The organism is Variovorax sp. efr-133-TYG-130, from assembly GCF_030208835.1.
Taxonomy (GTDB): domain Bacteria; phylum Pseudomonadota; class Gammaproteobacteria; order Burkholderiales; family Burkholderiaceae_C; genus Variovorax.
This window is the reverse complement of record NZ_JARVTD010000002.1, coordinates 171,986-189,266: the sequence shown is the minus strand read 5'-3', so window position 1 is coordinate 189,266 and position 17,281 is coordinate 171,986. Positions and strand designations below refer to the sequence as shown.

Annotated in this window: 16 protein-coding genes; 10 read left to right on the top strand and 6 right to left on the bottom strand. The window is 69.0% G+C overall.

The window, feature by feature from the left end:
• Positions 1 to 133: 133 nt before the first annotated feature.
• The 3 genes from QRN67_RS01805 to QRN67_RS01795 form a co-directional block, all read right to left on the bottom strand.
• The gene (locus QRN67_RS01805; protein WP_285410074.1) at positions 134 to 745 is read right to left on the bottom strand and encodes a sensor histidine kinase; all 612 of its coding nucleotides are present in this window, start codon (positions 743 to 745) and stop codon (positions 134 to 136) included.
• Complete coding sequence (locus QRN67_RS01800; protein ID WP_285410073.1) at positions 742 to 960, bottom strand: hypothetical protein; 219 nt, start codon at positions 958 to 960, stop codon at positions 742 to 744. The genes QRN67_RS01805 and QRN67_RS01800 overlap by 4 nt, the downstream gene beginning before the upstream one ends.
• An 85-nt stretch (positions 961 to 1,045) precedes the next feature.
• Positions 1,046 to 2,206, bottom strand: coding sequence for a porin (locus tag QRN67_RS01795; RefSeq protein ID WP_106937007.1), 1,161 nt, complete (start codon positions 2,204 to 2,206; stop codon positions 1,046 to 1,048).
• A 202-nt stretch (positions 2,207 to 2,408) separates the two neighbouring features.
• Between QRN67_RS01795 and QRN67_RS01790 the strand changes: the two genes are divergently transcribed.
• Positions 2,409 to 3,017 carry a nuclease-related domain-containing protein gene (locus QRN67_RS01790; protein ID WP_285410071.1) on the top strand — a complete coding sequence of 203 codons (609 nt, stop codon included), beginning with the start codon at positions 2,409 to 2,411 and terminating at the stop codon, positions 3,015 to 3,017.
• Positions 3,018 to 3,092: 75 nt separating this feature from the next.
• On the top strand, positions 3,093 to 5,495 hold the full coding sequence (gene bamA / locus QRN67_RS01785; RefSeq protein WP_285410069.1) for an outer membrane protein assembly factor BamA: 2,403 nt from the start codon (positions 3,093 to 3,095) through the stop codon (positions 5,493 to 5,495).
• Positions 5,496 to 5,565: 70 nt separating this feature from the next.
• Here the strand turns inward: bamA and QRN67_RS01780 are convergent, their stop codons facing one another.
• Together QRN67_RS01780 and QRN67_RS01775 are read right to left on the bottom strand one after the other, a co-directional pair.
• On the bottom strand, positions 5,566 to 6,417 hold the full coding sequence (locus QRN67_RS01780) for an intradiol ring-cleavage dioxygenase (RefSeq protein WP_285410068.1): 852 nt from the start codon (positions 6,415 to 6,417) through the stop codon (positions 5,566 to 5,568).
• A complete protein-coding gene (locus QRN67_RS01775; protein WP_155742487.1) occupies positions 6,414 to 6,575 on the bottom strand; it encodes a hypothetical protein in 162 nt (53 codons plus the stop codon). The genes QRN67_RS01780 and QRN67_RS01775 overlap by 4 nt, the downstream gene beginning before the upstream one ends.
• 159 nt (positions 6,576 to 6,734) lie before the next feature.
• On the opposite strand from QRN67_RS01775, the gene QRN67_RS01770 reads away from it, so the two are divergent.
• Both QRN67_RS01770 and QRN67_RS01765 read left to right on the top strand, forming a co-directional pair.
• The gene (locus tag QRN67_RS01770) at positions 6,735 to 8,297 is read left to right on the top strand and encodes an ATP-binding protein (protein WP_285410066.1); all 1,563 of its coding nucleotides are present in this window, start codon (positions 6,735 to 6,737) and stop codon (positions 8,295 to 8,297) included.
• Complete coding sequence (locus tag QRN67_RS01765; RefSeq protein ID WP_106937002.1) at positions 8,294 to 8,992, top strand: response regulator; 699 nt, start codon at positions 8,294 to 8,296, stop codon at positions 8,990 to 8,992. The genes QRN67_RS01770 and QRN67_RS01765 overlap by 4 nt, the downstream gene beginning before the upstream one ends.
• A gap of 33 nt (positions 8,993 to 9,025) precedes the next feature.
• Here the strand turns inward: QRN67_RS01765 and QRN67_RS01760 are convergent, their stop codons facing one another.
• Positions 9,026 to 10,243 carry an acyl-CoA dehydrogenase family protein gene (locus tag QRN67_RS01760; protein WP_106937001.1) on the bottom strand — a complete coding sequence of 406 codons (1,218 nt, stop codon included), beginning with the start codon at positions 10,241 to 10,243 and terminating at the stop codon, positions 9,026 to 9,028.
• A 130-nt stretch (positions 10,244 to 10,373) separates the two neighbouring features.
• Here QRN67_RS01760 and QRN67_RS01755 point away from each other — a divergent pair, with 130 nt between their 5' ends.
• The 6 genes from QRN67_RS01755 to QRN67_RS01730 all read left to right on the top strand — a co-directional run bounded on the left by QRN67_RS01755 (position 10,374) and on the right by QRN67_RS01730 (position 17,278).
• Positions 10,374 to 11,690 (top strand): NUDIX domain-containing protein, encoded by a 1,317-nt coding sequence (locus QRN67_RS01755; RefSeq protein ID WP_285410065.1) that lies wholly within the window; start codon positions 10,374 to 10,376, stop codon positions 11,688 to 11,690.
• 34 nt (positions 11,691 to 11,724) lie between these two features.
• Positions 11,725 to 13,947 (top strand): YccS family putative transporter, encoded by a 2,223-nt coding sequence (gene yccS / locus QRN67_RS01750; RefSeq protein WP_106937694.1) that lies wholly within the window; start codon positions 11,725 to 11,727, stop codon positions 13,945 to 13,947.
• A 79-nt stretch (positions 13,948 to 14,026) separates the two neighbouring features.
• Positions 14,027 to 14,431 carry a hypothetical protein gene (locus QRN67_RS01745; protein WP_253819846.1) on the top strand — a complete coding sequence of 135 codons (405 nt, stop codon included), beginning with the start codon at positions 14,027 to 14,029 and terminating at the stop codon, positions 14,429 to 14,431.
• Positions 14,432 to 14,620: 189 nt separating this feature from the next.
• Entirely contained in the window at positions 14,621 to 15,316 is a 696-nt protein-coding gene (locus tag QRN67_RS01740) for a Bax inhibitor-1/YccA family protein (RefSeq protein WP_285410063.1), read from the top strand.
• Positions 15,317 to 15,344: 28 nt separating this feature from the next.
• A complete protein-coding gene (locus tag QRN67_RS01735; RefSeq protein WP_285410062.1) occupies positions 15,345 to 15,887 on the top strand; it encodes an Rrf2 family transcriptional regulator in 543 nt (180 codons plus the stop codon).
• Positions 15,888 to 16,123: 236 nt separating this feature from the next.
• The gene (locus tag QRN67_RS01730; protein ID WP_285410061.1) at positions 16,124 to 17,278 is read left to right on the top strand and encodes an efflux RND transporter periplasmic adaptor subunit; all 1,155 of its coding nucleotides are present in this window, start codon (positions 16,124 to 16,126) and stop codon (positions 17,276 to 17,278) included.
• Positions 17,279 to 17,281 lie beyond the last annotated feature (3 nt).

The window sequence follows — 17,281 nt, the reverse complement described above, 5'->3', positions numbered from 1 at the left end:
GACTGCGTTCTGGTGCTCATGGCGATGGAGTCGGCCGGCCCACCGTCCATCCGGGCGCCGCCGGAACGATCCTAGCCGCGATTCAACCAGAGAACGCGCCGCCGCTTCATTACCATTTGTCCATGTTGGGTCGCTATGCCCGCGGCTGCAGGAGCGGCAGGCGCAGCGTGAGCCCCAGCACGCCGCTTGCGTGCGGTGCCGAATAGATGCGCCCGCCGTGGTGGCTGGCAATGCGTTCGCAGGCATCGGCGCTGGCCCTGACGATCGCCGCATGGGTGCGGTCGAAGAACCGCGCAAGAGGCGGCCTCGCATCGGCGGCATCGAGGTCGCGCCAGTGGATCACGGCATGCTTGCCGTCCGCATGCGCGCACACCTGCAGCGTCGCGTCGGCGCGCATCACGCTGGCCGCATAGGCCGTGACCTTCGCGAACAGCTCGCCGAGCTCCGAGCCGATCGCGAGCACGGGCACTGCCTCCCGCGGCAGCTGGATGTCCACGCGGATGGTCTCGCGAGCCGTTTGGCCCGAGGCCGCGTCGAGCAGCGGCCGCAGGTCTTGCACGCGGCTGGCGCCCAGCCGCTGCCGCATGTCCTGCATGGACTGCGCCGCGCGCTCGCGCGCCCTCGCGCCCTGCCGCATGTTGGCGACGAACAGCGAGCCCATCATGCAGAGCACGCCGCCCAGGCCCAGCAGAATCACGCCGGCGATGATGGTGCCGAGATGGCCGGTCTGCAGTCCGCCGGTCATCGGCGGGCTCCCTCGGGCGGTGCCTCGGCACCGCGTGCGCATTCGTTGCCGGGGCCGCCGCGCGGCGCTTCGCAGGCCTGCCAGCCCGGCGGCGGCATGCGGGGACCGAACTGCGGCGGCGGCCGGTGGTAGGGCATGGGCGGCGGGGGCAGCACGATGCAGCCCGCAAGGCTTGCGCCCGCCAGGGCGCCCACGAGGAGTCGGAGTCGGTTCATTGAAAACTCGTTGCTGTGGATAGACGAACGGGCAACGAAGAAAGAGGGCATGCGCCCTCTTTCCCCGCACAGTGCGCGCCGCGCGTCAGAACGCGTGGCGAATGCCGAAGTCGTAGCCGGTCGACGAACGCGGCAGGCCCGAGAAGCCCACGCCGGTGCTGCCGTAGCCCGTGGTGCTGGCCGACACCAGGCTGCCGGTGTAGTTCACGTCGTTGCGGTTGTTCACGCGTGCCACCGTCGCGTACAGCGCCGTGCGCTTGGAGAGGTTGTGCACGTAGCCGACCGCGAGCTTGCGGGCCAGCGGGTCCTCGCCCGTGACGCCCGCGGCGCCTTCGTTGTAGCGAACCTGCGAGTACGCCACGCGGATCAGGCCGGCGCCCACCGGAACGGTCGCGCCGATCAGGTAGCCGTTGTAGCTGTCGTGCGTGTCGGCCGCGGCCGAGTAGTCGAACTTGTTCTTCACGTTCGACAGCTCGCCGAACAGCTTTACCGGACCGAAGTCGTACGAAGCGCCCAGGTTGATGGTCTGCACGCTGCGCTCCAGCGCGGCGGTGTCCACGGCGGTGCTGCGGCCCACGCCCAGTGCGATGTCCAGCGGACCGTTGGCATAGCCGAAACGCCCGCCCACGTAGCGCCCGGCGCTGCTGCTGGTCGCGGCCGTGGTGCTGGTGGCGCTGGTGCTGGTGTTCTCGGCAAAGCTGTACTGCAGCTGGCCGTAGAAGCCGCCCAGGTTCGGCGGCAGGAAGTAGCCCACCGAGTTGCTGGCGCGCACGTAGTTGGCGTTGTTGATGGTGGTGTTGCCGCTGACGGTGCTGATCACGTTGGTGCCCGAGCCGTTGGTGCCGAACGGATCGAAGACGGTGTCGTTCCAGAAGGTGGGCGTGTAGTCGCGGCCCAGGCGCAGCTCGCCGAAGCCACCCGACAGGCTCACGGTGGAGCGGCGGTTGAAGGTGGACACGCCGGTGGCGCCGTCGTCGTTGGTGATGGGCGCTTCGAGCCAGAAGCTCGCGGCCAGGCCGCCGCCGAGGTCTTCGGTGCCGCGAAAGCCGATGCGGCTGGAGTTGTAGCCGGAGTTGCCCAGGCTCCACTTGCTTTGCTTGTTCGACAGGCCCGTGACGGTGTCGCGCGCGGTGTTCGACTGGTAGGTCACGCCGGCGTCGACGACACCGAACAGCGTGACGGACGATTGGGCAGAGGCCAGGCCGCAGACGGCCAGGGCAGCGAATGCCGTGAGGGATTTCTTCATTCAGGTTCTCCGGTTTCAACCGCTCTACATCGAGCGGCAGGCACGCATGGTCTCGTTCAAATTCGGAGGAATCTTGTGAATGCCTCGTCTTTGCGCGAACTGTTGTTTGCGTGCACACCGCATGCGGCGACCGGCCGAAACACCTCGTACGAAAAGTCTCCCAAAAGCCGCGCAATGCTCCGGGGCCGAAGGAGCCCCATCCATGACCATTGCCTTGCAAAGCACCATCGCATCGTCGCTGGGCGTGCAACAGCTCGCCAACGCATTCAGCCCCGCCTTCTCGCACCTGCGCATTCTTCGCAACCTCGTCATACCCATGCCCGAGGGCCACGCGGTGCGCACCGCGCGCATCGACGCCGTGGTGGTGTGCGAGACCGGCGTCTACCTGTTCGAGATCAAGGCCTGGCGCAATGCCTTCGTCTACCGCAAGAAGTCGGACCAGTCGCCGCCGCGCTGGTTTCTTCAGGTGAACGGCTGCAAGAACGCGCGTGAAGTGAAAGACCCCGCATGGCAGGGCGGGCGCAAGACCACGCAGCTGCGCAGCCTGCTGTCCGACGACCTGCGCCTGCAGTACTTCGTGCTGCTGCCCTGCGAGGGCATCGAGCTGGAAGGCGTGATGCCCGCCGCGGTCATCACGCAGCAGGACCTGCCCTACATCGCGCGCCTGGTGCGCAACAACGGGCGCACCGCGCGCACCTACCGCCTGCTGGACGCGCAGGGCATCGACCGCACGGTGGAGCGCCTGCTGGAAATACAGGGATCGCTTTCGCTCGAGGACCACGAGCAGAACTGCCGCGAGAGACTGCAGTAGCGCCGGGAAACGGCACAACCCCGGTGGACGCGGGGAGTCCCAAATTTCTACGACATTGACGCAGACCATGCGGCGATGCACTTACCGAAGTCACTCGCAACGGCCGCCGTTCTGCTTGCCTCGCTGGCGGCCCTCCCCGCATGGGCCACCGATCCGTTCACCGTCAGGGACATCCGCCTCGAAGGCCTGCAGCGCGTTGAACCCGGCACCGTGTTCGCCACCATGGGACTGCGCACCGGCGACACCTACAGCGACGAGCGCGGCGCCAACGCCATCCGCGAGCTGTTCAAGCTCGGCCTGTTCAAGGACGTGCGCATCGACGTGAACGGCAACGTGCTGGTGGTGATCGTCGAGGAGCGCCCCACCGTCGCCGACGTCGACTTCGTCGGCGCCAAGGAGTTCGACAAGGCCGCGCTGCAGAAGGCGCTGCGCGAGATCGGCCTGGCCGAGGGGCAGGCCTTCGACAAGGCACTGGCCGATCGCGCCGAGCAGGAACTCAAGCGGCAGTACATCAGCCGCAGCCTCTACAACGCGCAGGTGATCACCACCGTCACGCCGCTGGAGAACAACCGCGTGAACCTGACCTTCACCGTGACCGAAGGCGAGCCCGCGCGCATCAAGGAAGTGCACGTGGTGGGCAACAAGGCTTTCAGCGAAAGCACGCTGCTCGACCTGTTCGACCAGGACACCGGCGGCTGGCTCGAGTGGTACACGAAGTCGAACCAGTACTCGCGCACCAAGTTCAACGGAGACATGGAAACGCTGCGCTCCTACTACCTCACGCGCGGCTACCTGGAGTTCCGCATCGACTCGACGCAGGTGGCCATATCGCCGGACCGCAAGACCATCGCGCTGACCATCAACATCACCGAGGGCGAGAAGTTCGCGGTGGCCGGCGTGAAGCTCTCGGGCGACTACATGGGCCGCGACGACGAGTTCAGGACGCTGGTCACCATCCGTCCCGGCCAGCCCTACAACGGCGACGACGTGGCCGCCACCACCAAGGCCTTCACCGACTACTTCGGCACCTTCGGCCATGCCTTCGCGCGCGTGAAGGCGGAGCCGGAGATCGACCGGGCGAACAACCGCGTCAGCATCGTGCTGAAGGCGGAAGCCTCGCGTCGCGCCTACGTGCGGCGCATCAATATCGGCGGCAATGCCAGGACGCGCGACGAGGTGATCCGCCGCGAGTTCCGCCAATACGAAGGCGCCTGGTACGACGGCAACAAGATCCGCGCCTCGCGCGACCGCATCGACCGCCTGGGCTTCTTCACCGACGTGACCATCGACACCGTCGACGTGCCCGGCTCGCCCGACCAGGTCGACCTGGTCGTGAACGTGACGGAGAAGCCGACCGGCTCGCTGCAGCTGGGCGCTGGCTACTCGTCGACGGACAAGGTGTCGCTGAGCTTCGGCATCACGCAGGAGAACGTGTTCGGCAGCGGCAACTACCTGGGGCTGAACGTGAACACCAGTTCGTACAACCGCACCATCTCGCTCACGGCCACCGACCCGTACTTCACCAAGGACGGCATCTCGCGCACGCTGAACGTGTTCCACACCACCACGCGGCCCTACTACGAGGCCGACGGCAACTACAAGCTCGCCAGCGACGGCGGCTCGGTGCGCTTCGGCTTGCCGGTGGGCGAGCAGGACACGGTGTACCTGGGCATCGGCGTGGAGCGCTATTCGTTCACGCCCGGCACCAACGGCACCTATGCGCTGGTCGACGGCTCCTACGTGTACACCGCCACGCCGCAGGCCTACCTCGACTACTTCAAGTGCACCGGCACCGCGCCGAGCGTGACCTGCGCGAAGTCGAGCGTTGTGGGCATTCCGGCCACGCTGGGCTGGTCGCGCGACGACCGCGACAGCGCGCTGGTGCCCACGCGCGGCAAGCTGCAAAGCGCCAACCTCGAAGTGGGCGTGGGCAGCGAGCTGCGCTACCTGAAGACCAACTACCAGTACCAGCAGTACTTCCCGCTGTCGAAGCAGTACACGCTGGCCGTCAACGGGCAGCTCGGCTATGCGCGCGCGCTGGGCGACAGCACCTACCCGATCTTCAAGAACTTCTATGCCGGCGGCCTGGGCTCGATCCGCGGCTTCGAGCAGAACTCGCTCGGCCCGAAAGACTCGGTGACCGACGGCGCACTGGGCGGCACGCGCAAGGCGATCTTCAACATGGAGTTCAGCACGCCCTTCCCGGGCGCGGGCAACGACAAGACGCTGCGCCTCTACAGCTTCTTCGACGCGGGCAACGTGTTCGCCGACCGCACCGCCAGCATGACGGACGCGCAGTGGAAGGCGCAGAACCGCCTGCGCGCGTCGGCCGGCATCGGCATCAGCTGGATCTCGCCGCTGGGGCCGCTGCGGCTGGCGTATGCGGTGCCGCTGCTCTACCAGAAGGAAGACACGGCCAACAACATCGCGGCCGACCGCACGCAGCGCTTCCAGTTCCAGATCGGAACGTCTTTCTGAAGCCGGTGGCCGAAGCCTTGGGTCGCATCCTGCTGGTGGAGGAAGCGCTCGACGTCAATGAACGCCGGGCTCAGCCCGTGGTGCGAGGCGGCACCAGCGCCTTGATGCGCGCGGCGCCTTCCAGTGCGCGGGGGTGCACGGGCCTTCCACCGACGCCCATGGCCGGCATCCCGGGCGTGCCTTGCGCGCCTTGCGGTGGCGGCATGGCGCCCGGGCGGGGCGGGCGATCCACCACCGGTTCGGCGGCGGGGTCGACCACCAGCGCGAGCGTGGCCACATAGCGCTGGCGCTCCTCGCGCACCGCGCCTAGCACCGTGTCACCGGCCCTCAGGGCGATGCCATCGACGCTGTTGAGCGTGTCGCGCACGCGGGATCGCTGGTAGAGCGGGACCTGCGTGTAGAGAAACTCGCTGAGCGCGTCGGCCAGGAAGAACTGCGAGGTGAGCACGGCGCGGGTTCCTTTGAACACCTTCATGTGGATGTGGGTGGTGCGCCCCGCGTACCAGCCCGGATAGACGGTGGCGAAGGCGGCGGTGCCGTCGCGGCCGGTGAACTGGCTGCCGCGCAGGAAGGTCTTGCCGTCGAAGGCGCCCGAGCGGTCGTCGCCCTGCGCCGGGAAGCCCGAGTAGCGGCCCTGCGCGTCGCAATGCCAGATGTCCACGCGCAGCCCGGGCAGCGGCTTGCCCGCCGCATCGCACACGTTGAAGCGCACGTCCAGCGGCACGCCCTGGAGCCCTTCGGTGATGTCGCGGCGGACCTGCGCCACGTCGAGGTAGTAGGGGCCCTCGGTGGTCTGCGCGGTCAGCGGCAGCCTTGGCGCGGCGGCCTCCGCGGGACGCGTGGAGGCGGCAGCCAGCGTGGCGGCGCCCAGGGTGGCCAGCAGGCCGCGGCGGCCGATGGAGGATGTGTCGTGGTGGGTCATTGTTCTTGCTCGTGCTCGGTGGGGCCGGCGGGCCGTGCGCCGGACGGCCGCGTCGCGCGGCCCTCGGCCCAGCGGACCAGCAGCCACCATGCCGGGGCTACGAGGCCCAGGAACAAGGTGATCGCACCCAGCAGCGCAAGGCTCGGTTCCGGATTCATGGCCCTATGCTGCGGCCCCATCTGGGAGGAAAGATGGAGAAGCCCGGCCGGAATTCCTCCCAATTTCCTCCAAATTCCGCCTGCATCATCGGCTTGCCACCTCCTCTTCTCTCCTCCGCCAGGCGTGCCGCAGAATGCGGCCATGCCCTCGCCTTGCCCATGCCGCAACTGACCCTCTCCCGCAAGATCTTCCTGGCGCTGGCCGCCCTGCTGATCGTGCTGCTCATCAGCTTCGCGGGGCTGTCGATCGTTGCGCTGCAGCGGGGCCTGGGCTCCTACGTGGCCGAGATCGAAATCCGGCGCATGGACTGGCTTGCGCAGCTGGTGCTCAAGAACTACGTGGCCAACGGCGACTGGAAGCACCTGCGCGACAACGACGACGCCTGGCAGCGCCTGCAGATGGGCCGCTTCGCCAGCCTGCTCGACAGCACCGCCGCCAGCGGCGACGAGCGGCGGCTGCCGCCCTGGTACGAATACCGCGCCATGCGCCCCGAACCGCCGCCGGACAGCGGCCCGGGCGGCGGTCCGCCGCCGCAGCTCGACCTGATGCCGCGCCGCATGCTCGGCGCACCGCCGCCCTGGGTGTTTCCGGACCCGCGCGGCATGCACGACTCCATCTTCCAGCGCCTGGCGGTGCTGGACGCGGGCGGCAAGCGGGTGGTGGGCGCCGACATCGACATGGCGAACGCCGCGCGCATGCCGATCCGGCACAACAAGTCGGTCGTCGGCTACCTCGCGCTCGCCCCGCTGGAGGGGCTGGAAAGCGAGGCCGACCGCGCCTTCGTCGCGCGCCAGTCGGGCGTGATCGTGCTCACCGGCCTGTGCGGCCTGGGCTTTGCGCTGGTGCTGTCGTGGCTGCTCGCGCGCCGCTGGTTCAGGCCGATCGACGAACTCACCCAGGCCGCGCAGGACGTGGCGCGCGGCCGGCTGTCCACCCGCGTCGCGGTGCAGGGGTCGGACGAACTCGCCCTGCTGGGCAAGACCTTCAACGACATGGCGCAGCGCCTGGACACCGTCGAGGCCTCGCGCCGCGCCTGGCTGGCCGACGCGGCGCATGAACTGCGCACGCCGCTGGCCGCCATGCGCGCCGAGATCGAGGCGCTGCAGGACGGCGTTCGCACCTTCGACGAGCGCACGGCACTGCGGCTGCACCGCCAGGTCATACGCCTCGGCCAGCTGGTCGACGACCTGCGCAGCAGCATGCGCGAGCCGCAGGGCGACCTGCAGATGACCACGGTGTTCCCGCTGTCGTTGCTGAAAGAGGCGCTGGACCACACGCGCGACCGCTTCGCCAAGCGCGGCATCGAGGTCGACCGGCATGCGGTCGACCGTGTCACGGGCCCGGCGCAGCCCGTGATCGAAGGCAACGCGCACCGGCTGCACCAGGTGTTCATGAACCTGCTGGAGAACACGCTGGCCTACACCGACGAAGGCGGCGAGCTGCGGCTGGACGTGATCGTCGAAGGCGCCCGCACGGGCAACTGCCTCACGCTGCTGTTCGACGACAGCACGCCCGGCGTGCCCGACGAGGAACTGCCGCGCCTGTTCGACCGGCTGTTCCGCGGCGAGACCTCGCGCAGCCGCGAGCTCGGCGGTTCCGGGCTCGGCCTGTCGATCTGCCGCGCGACCATCGAGGCGCACGGCGGCACCATCGAAGCGTCGGCATCGCCGCTCGGCGGGCTGCGCGTGACCATCACCCTGCCACTGGCCACCTCCTCATGACACGCATCGTCATCGTCGAAGACGAAACCGACATCGCCTCCGTGGTGCAGGACTACCTGCGCCATGCCGGCTACGAGACCACGCACTTCACCGACGGGCAGAGCGCGCTCGAGAGCATCGTGGCCACGCCGCCCGACCTCACGCTGCTCGACATCATGCTGCCGCGGCTGGACGGCATCGAGGTGCTGCGCCGCGCGCGCGAACACACCGCGCATCCGATCATCATGCTCACCGCGCGCATCGAAGAGGTCGACCGCCTGCTGGGCCTGGAGCTCGGCGCCGACGACTACGTGTGCAAGCCCTTCTCGCCGCGCGAGCTGGTGGCGCGCGTGCGCGCCGTGCTGCGGCGCACCGCGCCCGGCAACATGCCCGGCCAGGGCTCTGCGCAGAACGATGCGCCGGGCCTGGTGATGGACGACGTGCACTGGCGCGCGTCGCTCGAAGGCACGCCGCTGAACCTCACGCGGCGCGAGTTCGGGCTGCTGCAGGTGCTGTCGCGGCACCCGGGCCGCATCTTCTCGCGCGCGCGGCTGCTGGAGCTGGCCTACGACGACACCGTGGACGTGACCGAACGCGCCATCGACAGCCACGTGAAGAACCTGCGCCGCAAGCTCGGCGCGGTGACGCCCGAACACGACTGGATCCGGTCGGTGTACGGCGTGGGCTTTGCGTGGGAAGCGCCCGTGCCGGCCTGAGCGCCGGACATCTTCCCGCCGCTCGCCGTTACCTTAGCGGTACGCCGCCAGCTCCTGCTTGGCGATGGCGTTGCGGTGCACCTCGTCGGGGCCGTCGGCCACGCGCAGGTGGCGCTCGTAGGCGTAGAAGTGGGTGAGCAGCGTGTCCTGGCTCAGGCCCATCGCGCCGAAGGCCTGCATGGCCCAGTCGATCACCTTCACGCAGTTGTTGGGCGTGAGCACCTTGATCATCGCGATCTCCTTCGCGGCGACCTTGTTGCCCACGGTGTCCATGCGGTAGGCGGCGTTGAGCACCATCCAGCGCGACTGCTCGATGAGCATGCGCGACTCGGCAATGCGCTCGCGCCACACGCCCTGCTCCGACAGCGGCTTGTGGAACGCGGTGCGGGACACCAGCCGCTGGCACATCATCTCCAGCGCCGACTCGGCCATGCCGATGGCACGCATGCAGTGGTGGATGCGGCCGGGGCCGAGGCGGCCCTGCGCGATCTCGAAGCCGCGGCCTTCGCCGAGCAGGATGTTCTCCACCGGCACGCGCACGTTGTCGAACACGATCTCGGGGTGGCCGAAGGGCGGGTCGTACATGCCGAGCAATTGCATGTCGCGCACGATGGTCACGCCGGGCGTGTTCTTCGGCACCAGGATCATCGACTGCTGCTTGTGGCGGTCGGCGTTGTCGGGGTCGGTCTTGCCCATCAGCACGAAGATCTCGCAGCGCTCGTGCATGGCACCGGTGATGTACCACTTGCGGCCGTTGATGACGTACTCGTCGCCTTCGCGGCGGATGCTGCAGCGGATGTTGGTGGCGTCGCTCGATGCCACCTCGGGCTCGGTCATCGCGAACGACGAGCGGATCTCCCCGGCCAGCAGCGGCGTGAGCCAGCGCTCCTGCTGGGCCTTGGTGCCGTAGCGCGCCAGCACTTCCATGTTGCCGGTGTCGGGCGCGGAGCAGTTGAAGATCTCGGCGCACCAGTAGCGCCGGCCCATGATCTCGCACAGCGGCGCGTACTCGACGTTGGTCAGGCCCGGGCCGTGCTCGGCCTCGGGCAGGAAAAGGTTCCACAGGCCGCGCTCGCGCGCCTTGGCCTTGAGGCCGGCCATCATCGGCAGCTCGGCATAGGGACGGCCGGCGCGGGCGTTGGCGGCCAGCTCTTCTTCACGGCGTTTTTCGTTCGGGTAGACGTGTTCGTCCATGAACTTCAACAACTCGTCGCGCAGCGCGATCACCTTGGGTGTGAATTCGAAATGCATCAGGCGTCCTTCAACAAAGTGCATTGAAGTTAAGCGGCGCACCGTATTTCGCACGGTCCTTCGCGCGACAGCCGCGCGGTGCGGCTGTCACCTGTGTGCCAGCGGCCGGCCGGCGCGAGAATGACGGCCCATGAACACCCAGAACAATGAGACACGGCAAAAACCCGCCGCGTTGCGCCCCGTGCGCAACGCGGCCACGCTCATCGTGCTGCGCGACGGCACGCACGGACTCGAGGTGCTGATGCTGCGCCGCGCCGAGAAGGCCGACGACCAGAACAGCGGCGCGAGCGTGTTCCCCGGAGGCGTGATCGACGCGCACGACCGCAGCCTTCACGCGCAGTGCAGCGGGCTCGACGATGCCGCCGCGAGCGCGCGCCTCGCGGTGCCCGAAGGCGGGCTCGACTACTACGCGGCCGCGATCCGCGAATGCTTCGAGGAGGCCGGCCTGCTGTTCGCGACGGACAAGGCGAGCCCGGGTCGGCTGGTGGCGCTCGACAGCATGCCGGCCGGACAGCTTTCGGCCATGCGCCATGCAGCGGAACAAGGCACCGACGCGCTGGTTGCCATGTGCGAAGCCCACGGCTGGCAGTTGGCGGTGGACCGGCTCGCGTACTTCACGCACTGGCTCACGCCGCCGGGCATGCCGCGCCGCTTCGACACGCGCTTCTTCCTGGCATCGATGCCCGACGCGCAGACGGTGCGGCCCGACGGCCGCGAGACGGTCGAGCACCTGTGGCTGCAGCCTGCCGATGCCGTTTCCCCGGCGCGCGGACTCAAGCTGATGAACGTGACGCGGCGCATCCTCGAGCAGCTCGCGCAGTTCTCGAGCGTGCGGGAACTCATGGACCATGCGCGCGGGCTGAAGCACATTCCGCGCGTCATGCCCCGCCTCGCGGACGGACCCGGCGGACGGCGGCCGGTGAACATGGAAGAGCCTGCATATGACGAGGTCGGGCGCGTCGACCCCGACGGCCAGGGCGGCGGGCGCTATGCGCTGGAGACCGGGCTGGTGATGCGGCTGTCGCCACGGATCTGGCGGGTCACGGGGCCGGCCGATGCGGCTGGCGCGCTGCCGCACAGCTATTTCGCGGGCATCGAAGGCGGCGACTGCGTGCTGATCGACCCCTCGCCCGTGAGCCCCGGGCATATCGCGGCGCTGCGCAATGCCGCACCGGGCCGCGTGCGCCGGATCTGGTCGACGCTGGCGCTGCCGCTGGAAGATGCGGTGCGCGAAGCGTGGCCCGAAGCATCCGTGCTGCAACCCGCGCCCGGCGAATCGCTCGACCTCGGCGGCGCCACGCTGCAGGTGCTGAACGGCGCCGGCGGCCTGCAATTCCTGCTGGCCGAAGACAGCACGCTGTTCACCGGCACCGCCACCACCGCCGCCGGCACGGCCGACTGGATCGCCCCACGCCACGGATTCCTGCGCCGCCACGCCGTGACGTAAGAATCCCGTGGCATGCATCGTGCAAGATCGCGCCATGCTTCCCCTGTCTCCCGACGCGCTGCGCCAGCGGCTGCGGTCTTTTGCTTCCCGCGCGCAGCCGCTGCGCATCCTGCTCACGCTCGGCAGCCTGATGGCCGCCTGCGGCTACACCGGCCACCCCGACGCGGTCATCCCGTTGTTCCTCGGCGCCATCGCCAGCGCGCTCGCCGAGACCGACGACAGCTGGCGCGGCCGGCTTCGCGCGCAGATCGTCACGCTGGCCTGCTTCGCGGCGACGGCGTTCGCGGTGGAGGCTCTGTTCGGCCTGCCGTGGCTGTTCATCACCGGGCTCGCGCTCGCGGCCTTCTGCCTCACGATGCTAGGGGCCGTGGAGGCACGCTACAAGGCCATCGCCTATGCCACGCTGATCCTGGGGATGTACGCCACGCTCGGCATCGAGAACATGAGCTCGCACGGAACCACGGTCCACCGTGGCCGCGAGCCGCTGTTGCTGCTGGCCGGCGCGGCCTGGTACGGCGTGTTCTCGGTGCTCTGGTGCGCGGCCTTTCCGGCGCAGCCGGTGCAGGCGCGGCTGGTGACGCTGTTCACGGTGCTGGGCAACTACGTGCGCTTCAAGGCCTCGCTGTTCGAGCCGCTGCGCGGCATCGACATAGAGCGCAAGCGGCTCGCGCTCGCGCAGCTCAATGCGGAGGTGGTGAGCGAGCTCAACGCGGCCAAGGAAAGCATCTTCCGCCGCATCGGCGCGCGGGCGCCGACCGGGCGCATCTCGCGCTACCGCGGCCTCTACCTGATCGCGCAGGACGTGCACGAGCGCGCCAGCTCCTCGCACGACGACTACAACGCGCTGGCCGACGCCTTCTTCCACAGCGACCTGCTCTACCGCTGCCAGCGCGTGCTGGGCCTGCAGGGTCTGGCGTGCCTGCGGCTGTCCGAATCGATCGCGCGGCGCGAGCCCTTCGACACCGGAACCGAGACCGTGCTGGCGCTGGCCGACCTGCGCAGCGCCATCGAACACGAACGCGCGCGGGCCGCCACGCCCGAGCGGCTGGTGCTGCTCGCGTCGGTCGAGGCGCTGGCGCGCAACCTCGCGCAGCTCGACGGGCAACTGGCGGGCGCAAGCCAGCCCTCGGCGCGCGCCGGCCGTACCGAGATGGGCCTGTTCGACCGCTCACCGCGTTCATGGCGCGACGCCGTGGAACGCGTGCGGCGGCAACTCACGGTGCGCTCGCCGCTGTTCCGCCATGCGCTGCGGCTGTCGATCGCGCTGGTGGCGGGCTACGGCGTGATGCAGGTCATCCATCCGGCGCAGGGCTACTGGATATTGCTGACCACGCTGTTCGTGTGCCAGCAGAGTTACGGCGACACCATCGCACGCATGGGCCAGCGCATTGCGGGCACGGCGCTGGGCGTGGTGGCGGGCTGGGCGCTGCTGCAGCTGTTTCCCCAGCCGCTGGTGCAGTCGGTCATAGCGGTGGCGGCGGGCGTGGTGTTCTTCGCGACCCGCACCACGCGCTACCTGCTGGCCACCGCGTCGATGACGCTGCTGGTGCTGATGTGCTTCAACCAGGTCGGCGACAGCGGCGTGCTGCTGGTGCCGCGGCTGGTCGACACCGCCATCGGCAGCGCGATCGCCGGGCTGGCGGTGCTGCTGGTGCTGCCGCACTGGCAGGCGCGCCGCATCAACGAACTGGCGGCCACGGCCATGCGCGGCCACGCGGGCTACCTGCGGCAGATCGTCGAGCAATACCGCACCGGCGCGCGCGACCACCTCGACTACCGGCTGGCCCGCCGCAACGACCACAACGCCGACGCGGCGCTGTCCACCGCGGTGTCCGACATGTTCCGCGAACCGGGCTACGTGCGGCCGCGTGCGGGCGTGGCGCTGCGCTTCCTGATCCGCTCGCACACGCTGCTGAGCTATCTCTCGGCGCTGGGCGCGCACCGCGCGGCGCTGCCCGATTCGGCGCAGATGGCGGTGCTGCGCAGCTCGGCGGAAGGCGCCATCGCGGCACTCGAAGCGCTGGCGGCGGGGCTGGACAGCGGCTCGGTGGACGGGCCGCGCGACACCGCAGCCGAGCAGGCCGCGCGCGCCGCGCTGGCCCAGGCGGCAGCGGCCGCCGGCGGCGAATCGAACCCGCAGGCGCGAACTTTCCACACCGAACTGGCTCTGATATGGCTGCAGATCGATGCCTTGCGCACCCACGCAAGCGAATGGCTGCAGCCCTCGGGCAGCGAAACGCCGACCGCGCCTGCCTGAGGGAGCATCCGTGCGATCAGGTCGGTTGAAAGTGGCCGCGCCGGACAGCCCCTGGCGCGGCAGGTAAAATTACCCCTTCATGTACCGCTGGTTTGCCGCTACTGTCCTTGCCATCATGTTGTCCTGCTACGGTTTTGCCGTGCTTGCCCACAACATGATCGGTGCCGGCCATTCGCATGCCCAGCAGGCGCAGTCCTCGCAAACCACCCTGACCTCCAAGACGCTCGTCGCCGCCGCATCGCTGGCCGACGGCGCCCTTTCCGACGGCAAGGCCCTGGTCGCCGATGCCGACACGGCACCCGACGATGCCAATTCGCTCGATGAAGCCGGCTCCGAACACGCCGAGCTGGTCGACGCCCGCAACGACATTCCCCTGCCGCTCCTTCTTTCGGAGCAGCCACCCAAGCTCGGCCTGACCACCACGGTCTCGCCGTTCCTCGCCCGGCCCAAGCGGCCACCCCGCGCCGCGCTCTTCGTCGCCTGAGGCCGCAAGGCCCTGCGCGACCGGGAGCCGCCACGGCTCCCGCCTCCCCTGATCCGGGCCTGCCGCCCAATCGGCGGCACCCGGCATCGCCCAGACAGCAATTTCGTTTTTTTCGGCCATTCGCCGCTGCGCACGCCAATTCGCACCGCACGGCGCCGGTCGTCCAACAAGCATCAAGGAATCATCACAATGAACAACAGCCCTCCCGTCTACGCCAGCGCCGACCTGCCGCTGGCCTCGTCCCAGGAACGCAACCGCGTCCTGCGCAACACCTACTGGCTGCTCGCGCTGTCGATGCTGCCCACCGTTCTCGGCGCCTGGATCGGCGTTTCGACCGGCTTCTCGCGCGCCATGTCGCCGGGCATCGGCCTGATGGTGTTCCTCGGCGGCGCCTTCGGCTTCATGTACGCCATCGAGAAAACCAAGGAATCCGCCGCCGGCGTGCCGGTGCTGCTGGCCTTCACCTTCTTCATGGGCCTGATGCTGTCGCGCCTGGTCGGCACGGTGCTCGGCCTGCAGAACGGCGCCAGCCTGGTCATGACGGCCTTCGCCGGTACCGGCGCGATCTTCCTGGGCATGGCGACGCTGTCGTCGGTCATCAAGCGCGACCTGTCGGGCATGGGCAAGTGGCTCTTCATCGGCGCCATCCTGCTGCTCGTGGCGGGCATCGCCAACTTCTTCCTGAAGTCGAGCGCGCTGATGATGACGCTGTCGGTGCTGGCCATCGGCATCTTCTCGGCCTTCATCCTGCATGACCTCAAGCGCGTGAAGGACGGCCTGGAGACCAACTACATCTCCGCCACGCTGGGCGTCTACCTCAGCATCTACAACGTGTTCCAGTCGCTGCTGGCCCTGCTGGGCATCGCCGGCGGCCGGGACGAATAACACCACCCAGGAAGGAAAGGAACTCCCCATGCGCCTCACCACCAAGGGCCGCTTTGCGGTCACGGCGATGATCGACATCGCCCTGCACGGACGCTCGGGTCCGGTCACGCTGGCGTCGATCAGCATGCGCCAGCGCGTCTCGCTGTCCTACCTGGAGCTGCTGTTCGGCAAGCTGCGCCGCAACGACCTGGTCGAGTCGACACGGGGCCCGGGCGGCGGGTATTCTCTGAGCCGGAAGGCTGCGGATATTTCCGTGGCCGACATCGTCCTCTCGATCGAGGAACACGATGCCGAATCCAACCGCCAGCGCGGCGCCGACGCGTCTGGCGAACCCGGCCGCTGCGAAATCGACGAGCTCTGGGCCACCGTGAACCTGCGGGCGGTCGAGTTCCTCAAGTCGATCTCGCTGCAAAGCCTGGTCGACGAACAGAAGGCCAAGGGCGTCCAGGCCGCCGTGCGGACCGACAGTCGGCGCACGCCGGCCGGCCAGCCGGCCGCGCGCAAGCCTTTCGTCGTCGACGCGCCGAACTCGGTGTTCGCACTGGGACGGCGTCAGCAGAGCGCCAGCTAGCTCCAAGCCAGCCACCGCCATAGCGGCCCATGCGGCAGGGCCCGCCGCCACGGATCGACGTGGCGGCGGGCTCGTGCCTGCATGGGCTTTTTGTCGTTGGTTTCAGCCCTTGGACGGCTAAGGAATTCTTCATGTTGCGACGCAACACGAGCAGCACAATGCACCAACATTGTGCAAATTACACCCGCGCGACCCGGACGACCCCGGCTCGCGCCGCACCGCGTTTCTCGACGGCCATGACCTCCAAGCTCCTGTTTTCCCTTTCGCTGCTTCCCTTGCTCGTGCTCGCCGCATGCGGCGCCAAGCAGCCTCCCGCCACCGCCGACACGCCGCCGCCCGAAGTCGGCGTGGTCACGCTGCACACCGCCGACGTGCCGGTGCACACCGAGCTGGCGGGCCGCACCGCCGCTTTCCGCGTGTCCGAAGTGCGGCCGCAGGTCAACGGCATCGTGCGCAAGCGCCTGTTCGAGGAAGGCAGCATGGTCCGCGCGGGCCAGGTGCTTTACGAGATCGAGCCCGGCCCCTTCGAGGCGGCGCATGAACAGGCCCAGGCCGCGCTCGCCACCTCGCAGGCCGGCATCGCGAGCCTGCGGGGCAAGGCCGGGCGCTTCGGCGAACTGGTCAAGGCCAATGCGGTGAGCCGCCAGGAGCACGAGGAGGCGCAGGCCGCGCTGGTGCAGGCAGAGGCCGGCGTGAAGGCCGCGCAGGCGGCGGTGAAGGCGGCGCGCATCAACCTCGGCTTCACCCGCATCACCGCGCCCATCGCGGGACGCATCGGGCGCTCCAGCGTGACCGAAGGCGCGCTGGTGGCGCCGGGCCAGACGGTGGCGCTGGCCACCATCCAGCGGCTGGATCCAATCTATGTCGACGTGGTGCAGTCGAGCCTGGAGCTGACGCGGCTCAAGCGCCGCTTCATCTCCGGCGACATGGCGCCCGCCAGCGCGCGGGTGGGCCTGCGCATGGAAGACGGCCTACCCTATTCGCACACGGGCACCATGAAGTTCTCCGAAGTCGCGGTCGATCCGGCCACGGGCTCGGTCACGCTGCGCGCGGAGTTCCCGAACCCGCAGGGGCTGCTGCTGCCGGGCATGTACGTGCGCGCGCAGGTCGAGTCCGGCGTGGAGCGGCAGGCCATCCTCGCGCCGCAGCGCGGCGTGGCACGCAACGAGAAGGGCGAGCCCACCGCCCTGGTGGTCGGCGCGGGCGACAAGGTCGAGCTGCGCGCCTTGGAGCTGCGCACCACCACGGGCGACCAGTGGATCGTGAGCAAGGGCCTGCGCGAAGGCGACCGCCTGGTGGTCGACGGGCTACAGCGCGCCCAGCCCGGAGCCAAGGTGAAGCCGGTACCGGTGACGGCGGCGAACACCGCCACGGCTTCTTCCGCAGATTGAGCA

Bases quoted from the DNA above. Each gene is read 5' to 3' on its own strand.
- QRN67_RS01805 (WP_285410074.1), bottom strand. From the start codon at position 745: ATGACCGGCGGACTGCAGACCGGCCATCTCGGCACCATCATCGCCGGC.
- QRN67_RS01800 (WP_285410073.1), bottom strand. From the start codon at position 960: ATGAACCGACTCCGACTCCTCGTGGGCGCCCTGGCGGGCGCAAGCCTT.
- QRN67_RS01795 (WP_106937007.1), bottom strand. From the start codon at position 2,206: ATGAAGAAATCCCTCACGGCATTCGCTGCCCTGGCCGTCTGCGGCCTG.
- QRN67_RS01790 (WP_285410071.1), top strand. From the start codon at position 2,409: ATGACCATTGCCTTGCAAAGCACCATCGCATCGTCGCTGGGCGTGCAA.
- bamA (WP_285410069.1), top strand. From the start codon at position 3,093: ATGCACTTACCGAAGTCACTCGCAACGGCCGCCGTTCTGCTTGCCTCG.
- QRN67_RS01780 (WP_285410068.1), bottom strand. From the start codon at position 6,417: ATGACCCACCACGACACATCCTCCATCGGCCGCCGCGGCCTGCTGGCC.
- QRN67_RS01775 (WP_155742487.1), bottom strand. From the start codon at position 6,575: ATGAATCCGGAACCGAGCCTTGCGCTGCTGGGTGCGATCACCTTGTTC.
- QRN67_RS01770 (WP_285410066.1), top strand. From the start codon at position 6,735: ATGCCGCAACTGACCCTCTCCCGCAAGATCTTCCTGGCGCTGGCCGCC.
- QRN67_RS01765 (WP_106937002.1), top strand. From the start codon at position 8,294: ATGACACGCATCGTCATCGTCGAAGACGAAACCGACATCGCCTCCGTG.
- QRN67_RS01760 (WP_106937001.1), bottom strand. From the start codon at position 10,243: ATGCATTTCGAATTCACACCCAAGGTGATCGCGCTGCGCGACGAGTTG.
- QRN67_RS01755 (WP_285410065.1), top strand. From the start codon at position 10,374: ATGAACACCCAGAACAATGAGACACGGCAAAAACCCGCCGCGTTGCGC.
- yccS (WP_106937694.1), top strand. From the start codon at position 11,725: ATGCTTCCCCTGTCTCCCGACGCGCTGCGCCAGCGGCTGCGGTCTTTT.
- QRN67_RS01745 (WP_253819846.1), top strand. From the start codon at position 14,027: ATGTACCGCTGGTTTGCCGCTACTGTCCTTGCCATCATGTTGTCCTGC.
- QRN67_RS01740 (WP_285410063.1), top strand. From the start codon at position 14,621: ATGAACAACAGCCCTCCCGTCTACGCCAGCGCCGACCTGCCGCTGGCC.
- QRN67_RS01735 (WP_285410062.1), top strand. From the start codon at position 15,345: ATGCGCCTCACCACCAAGGGCCGCTTTGCGGTCACGGCGATGATCGAC.
- QRN67_RS01730 (WP_285410061.1), top strand. From the start codon at position 16,124: ATGACCTCCAAGCTCCTGTTTTCCCTTTCGCTGCTTCCCTTGCTCGTG.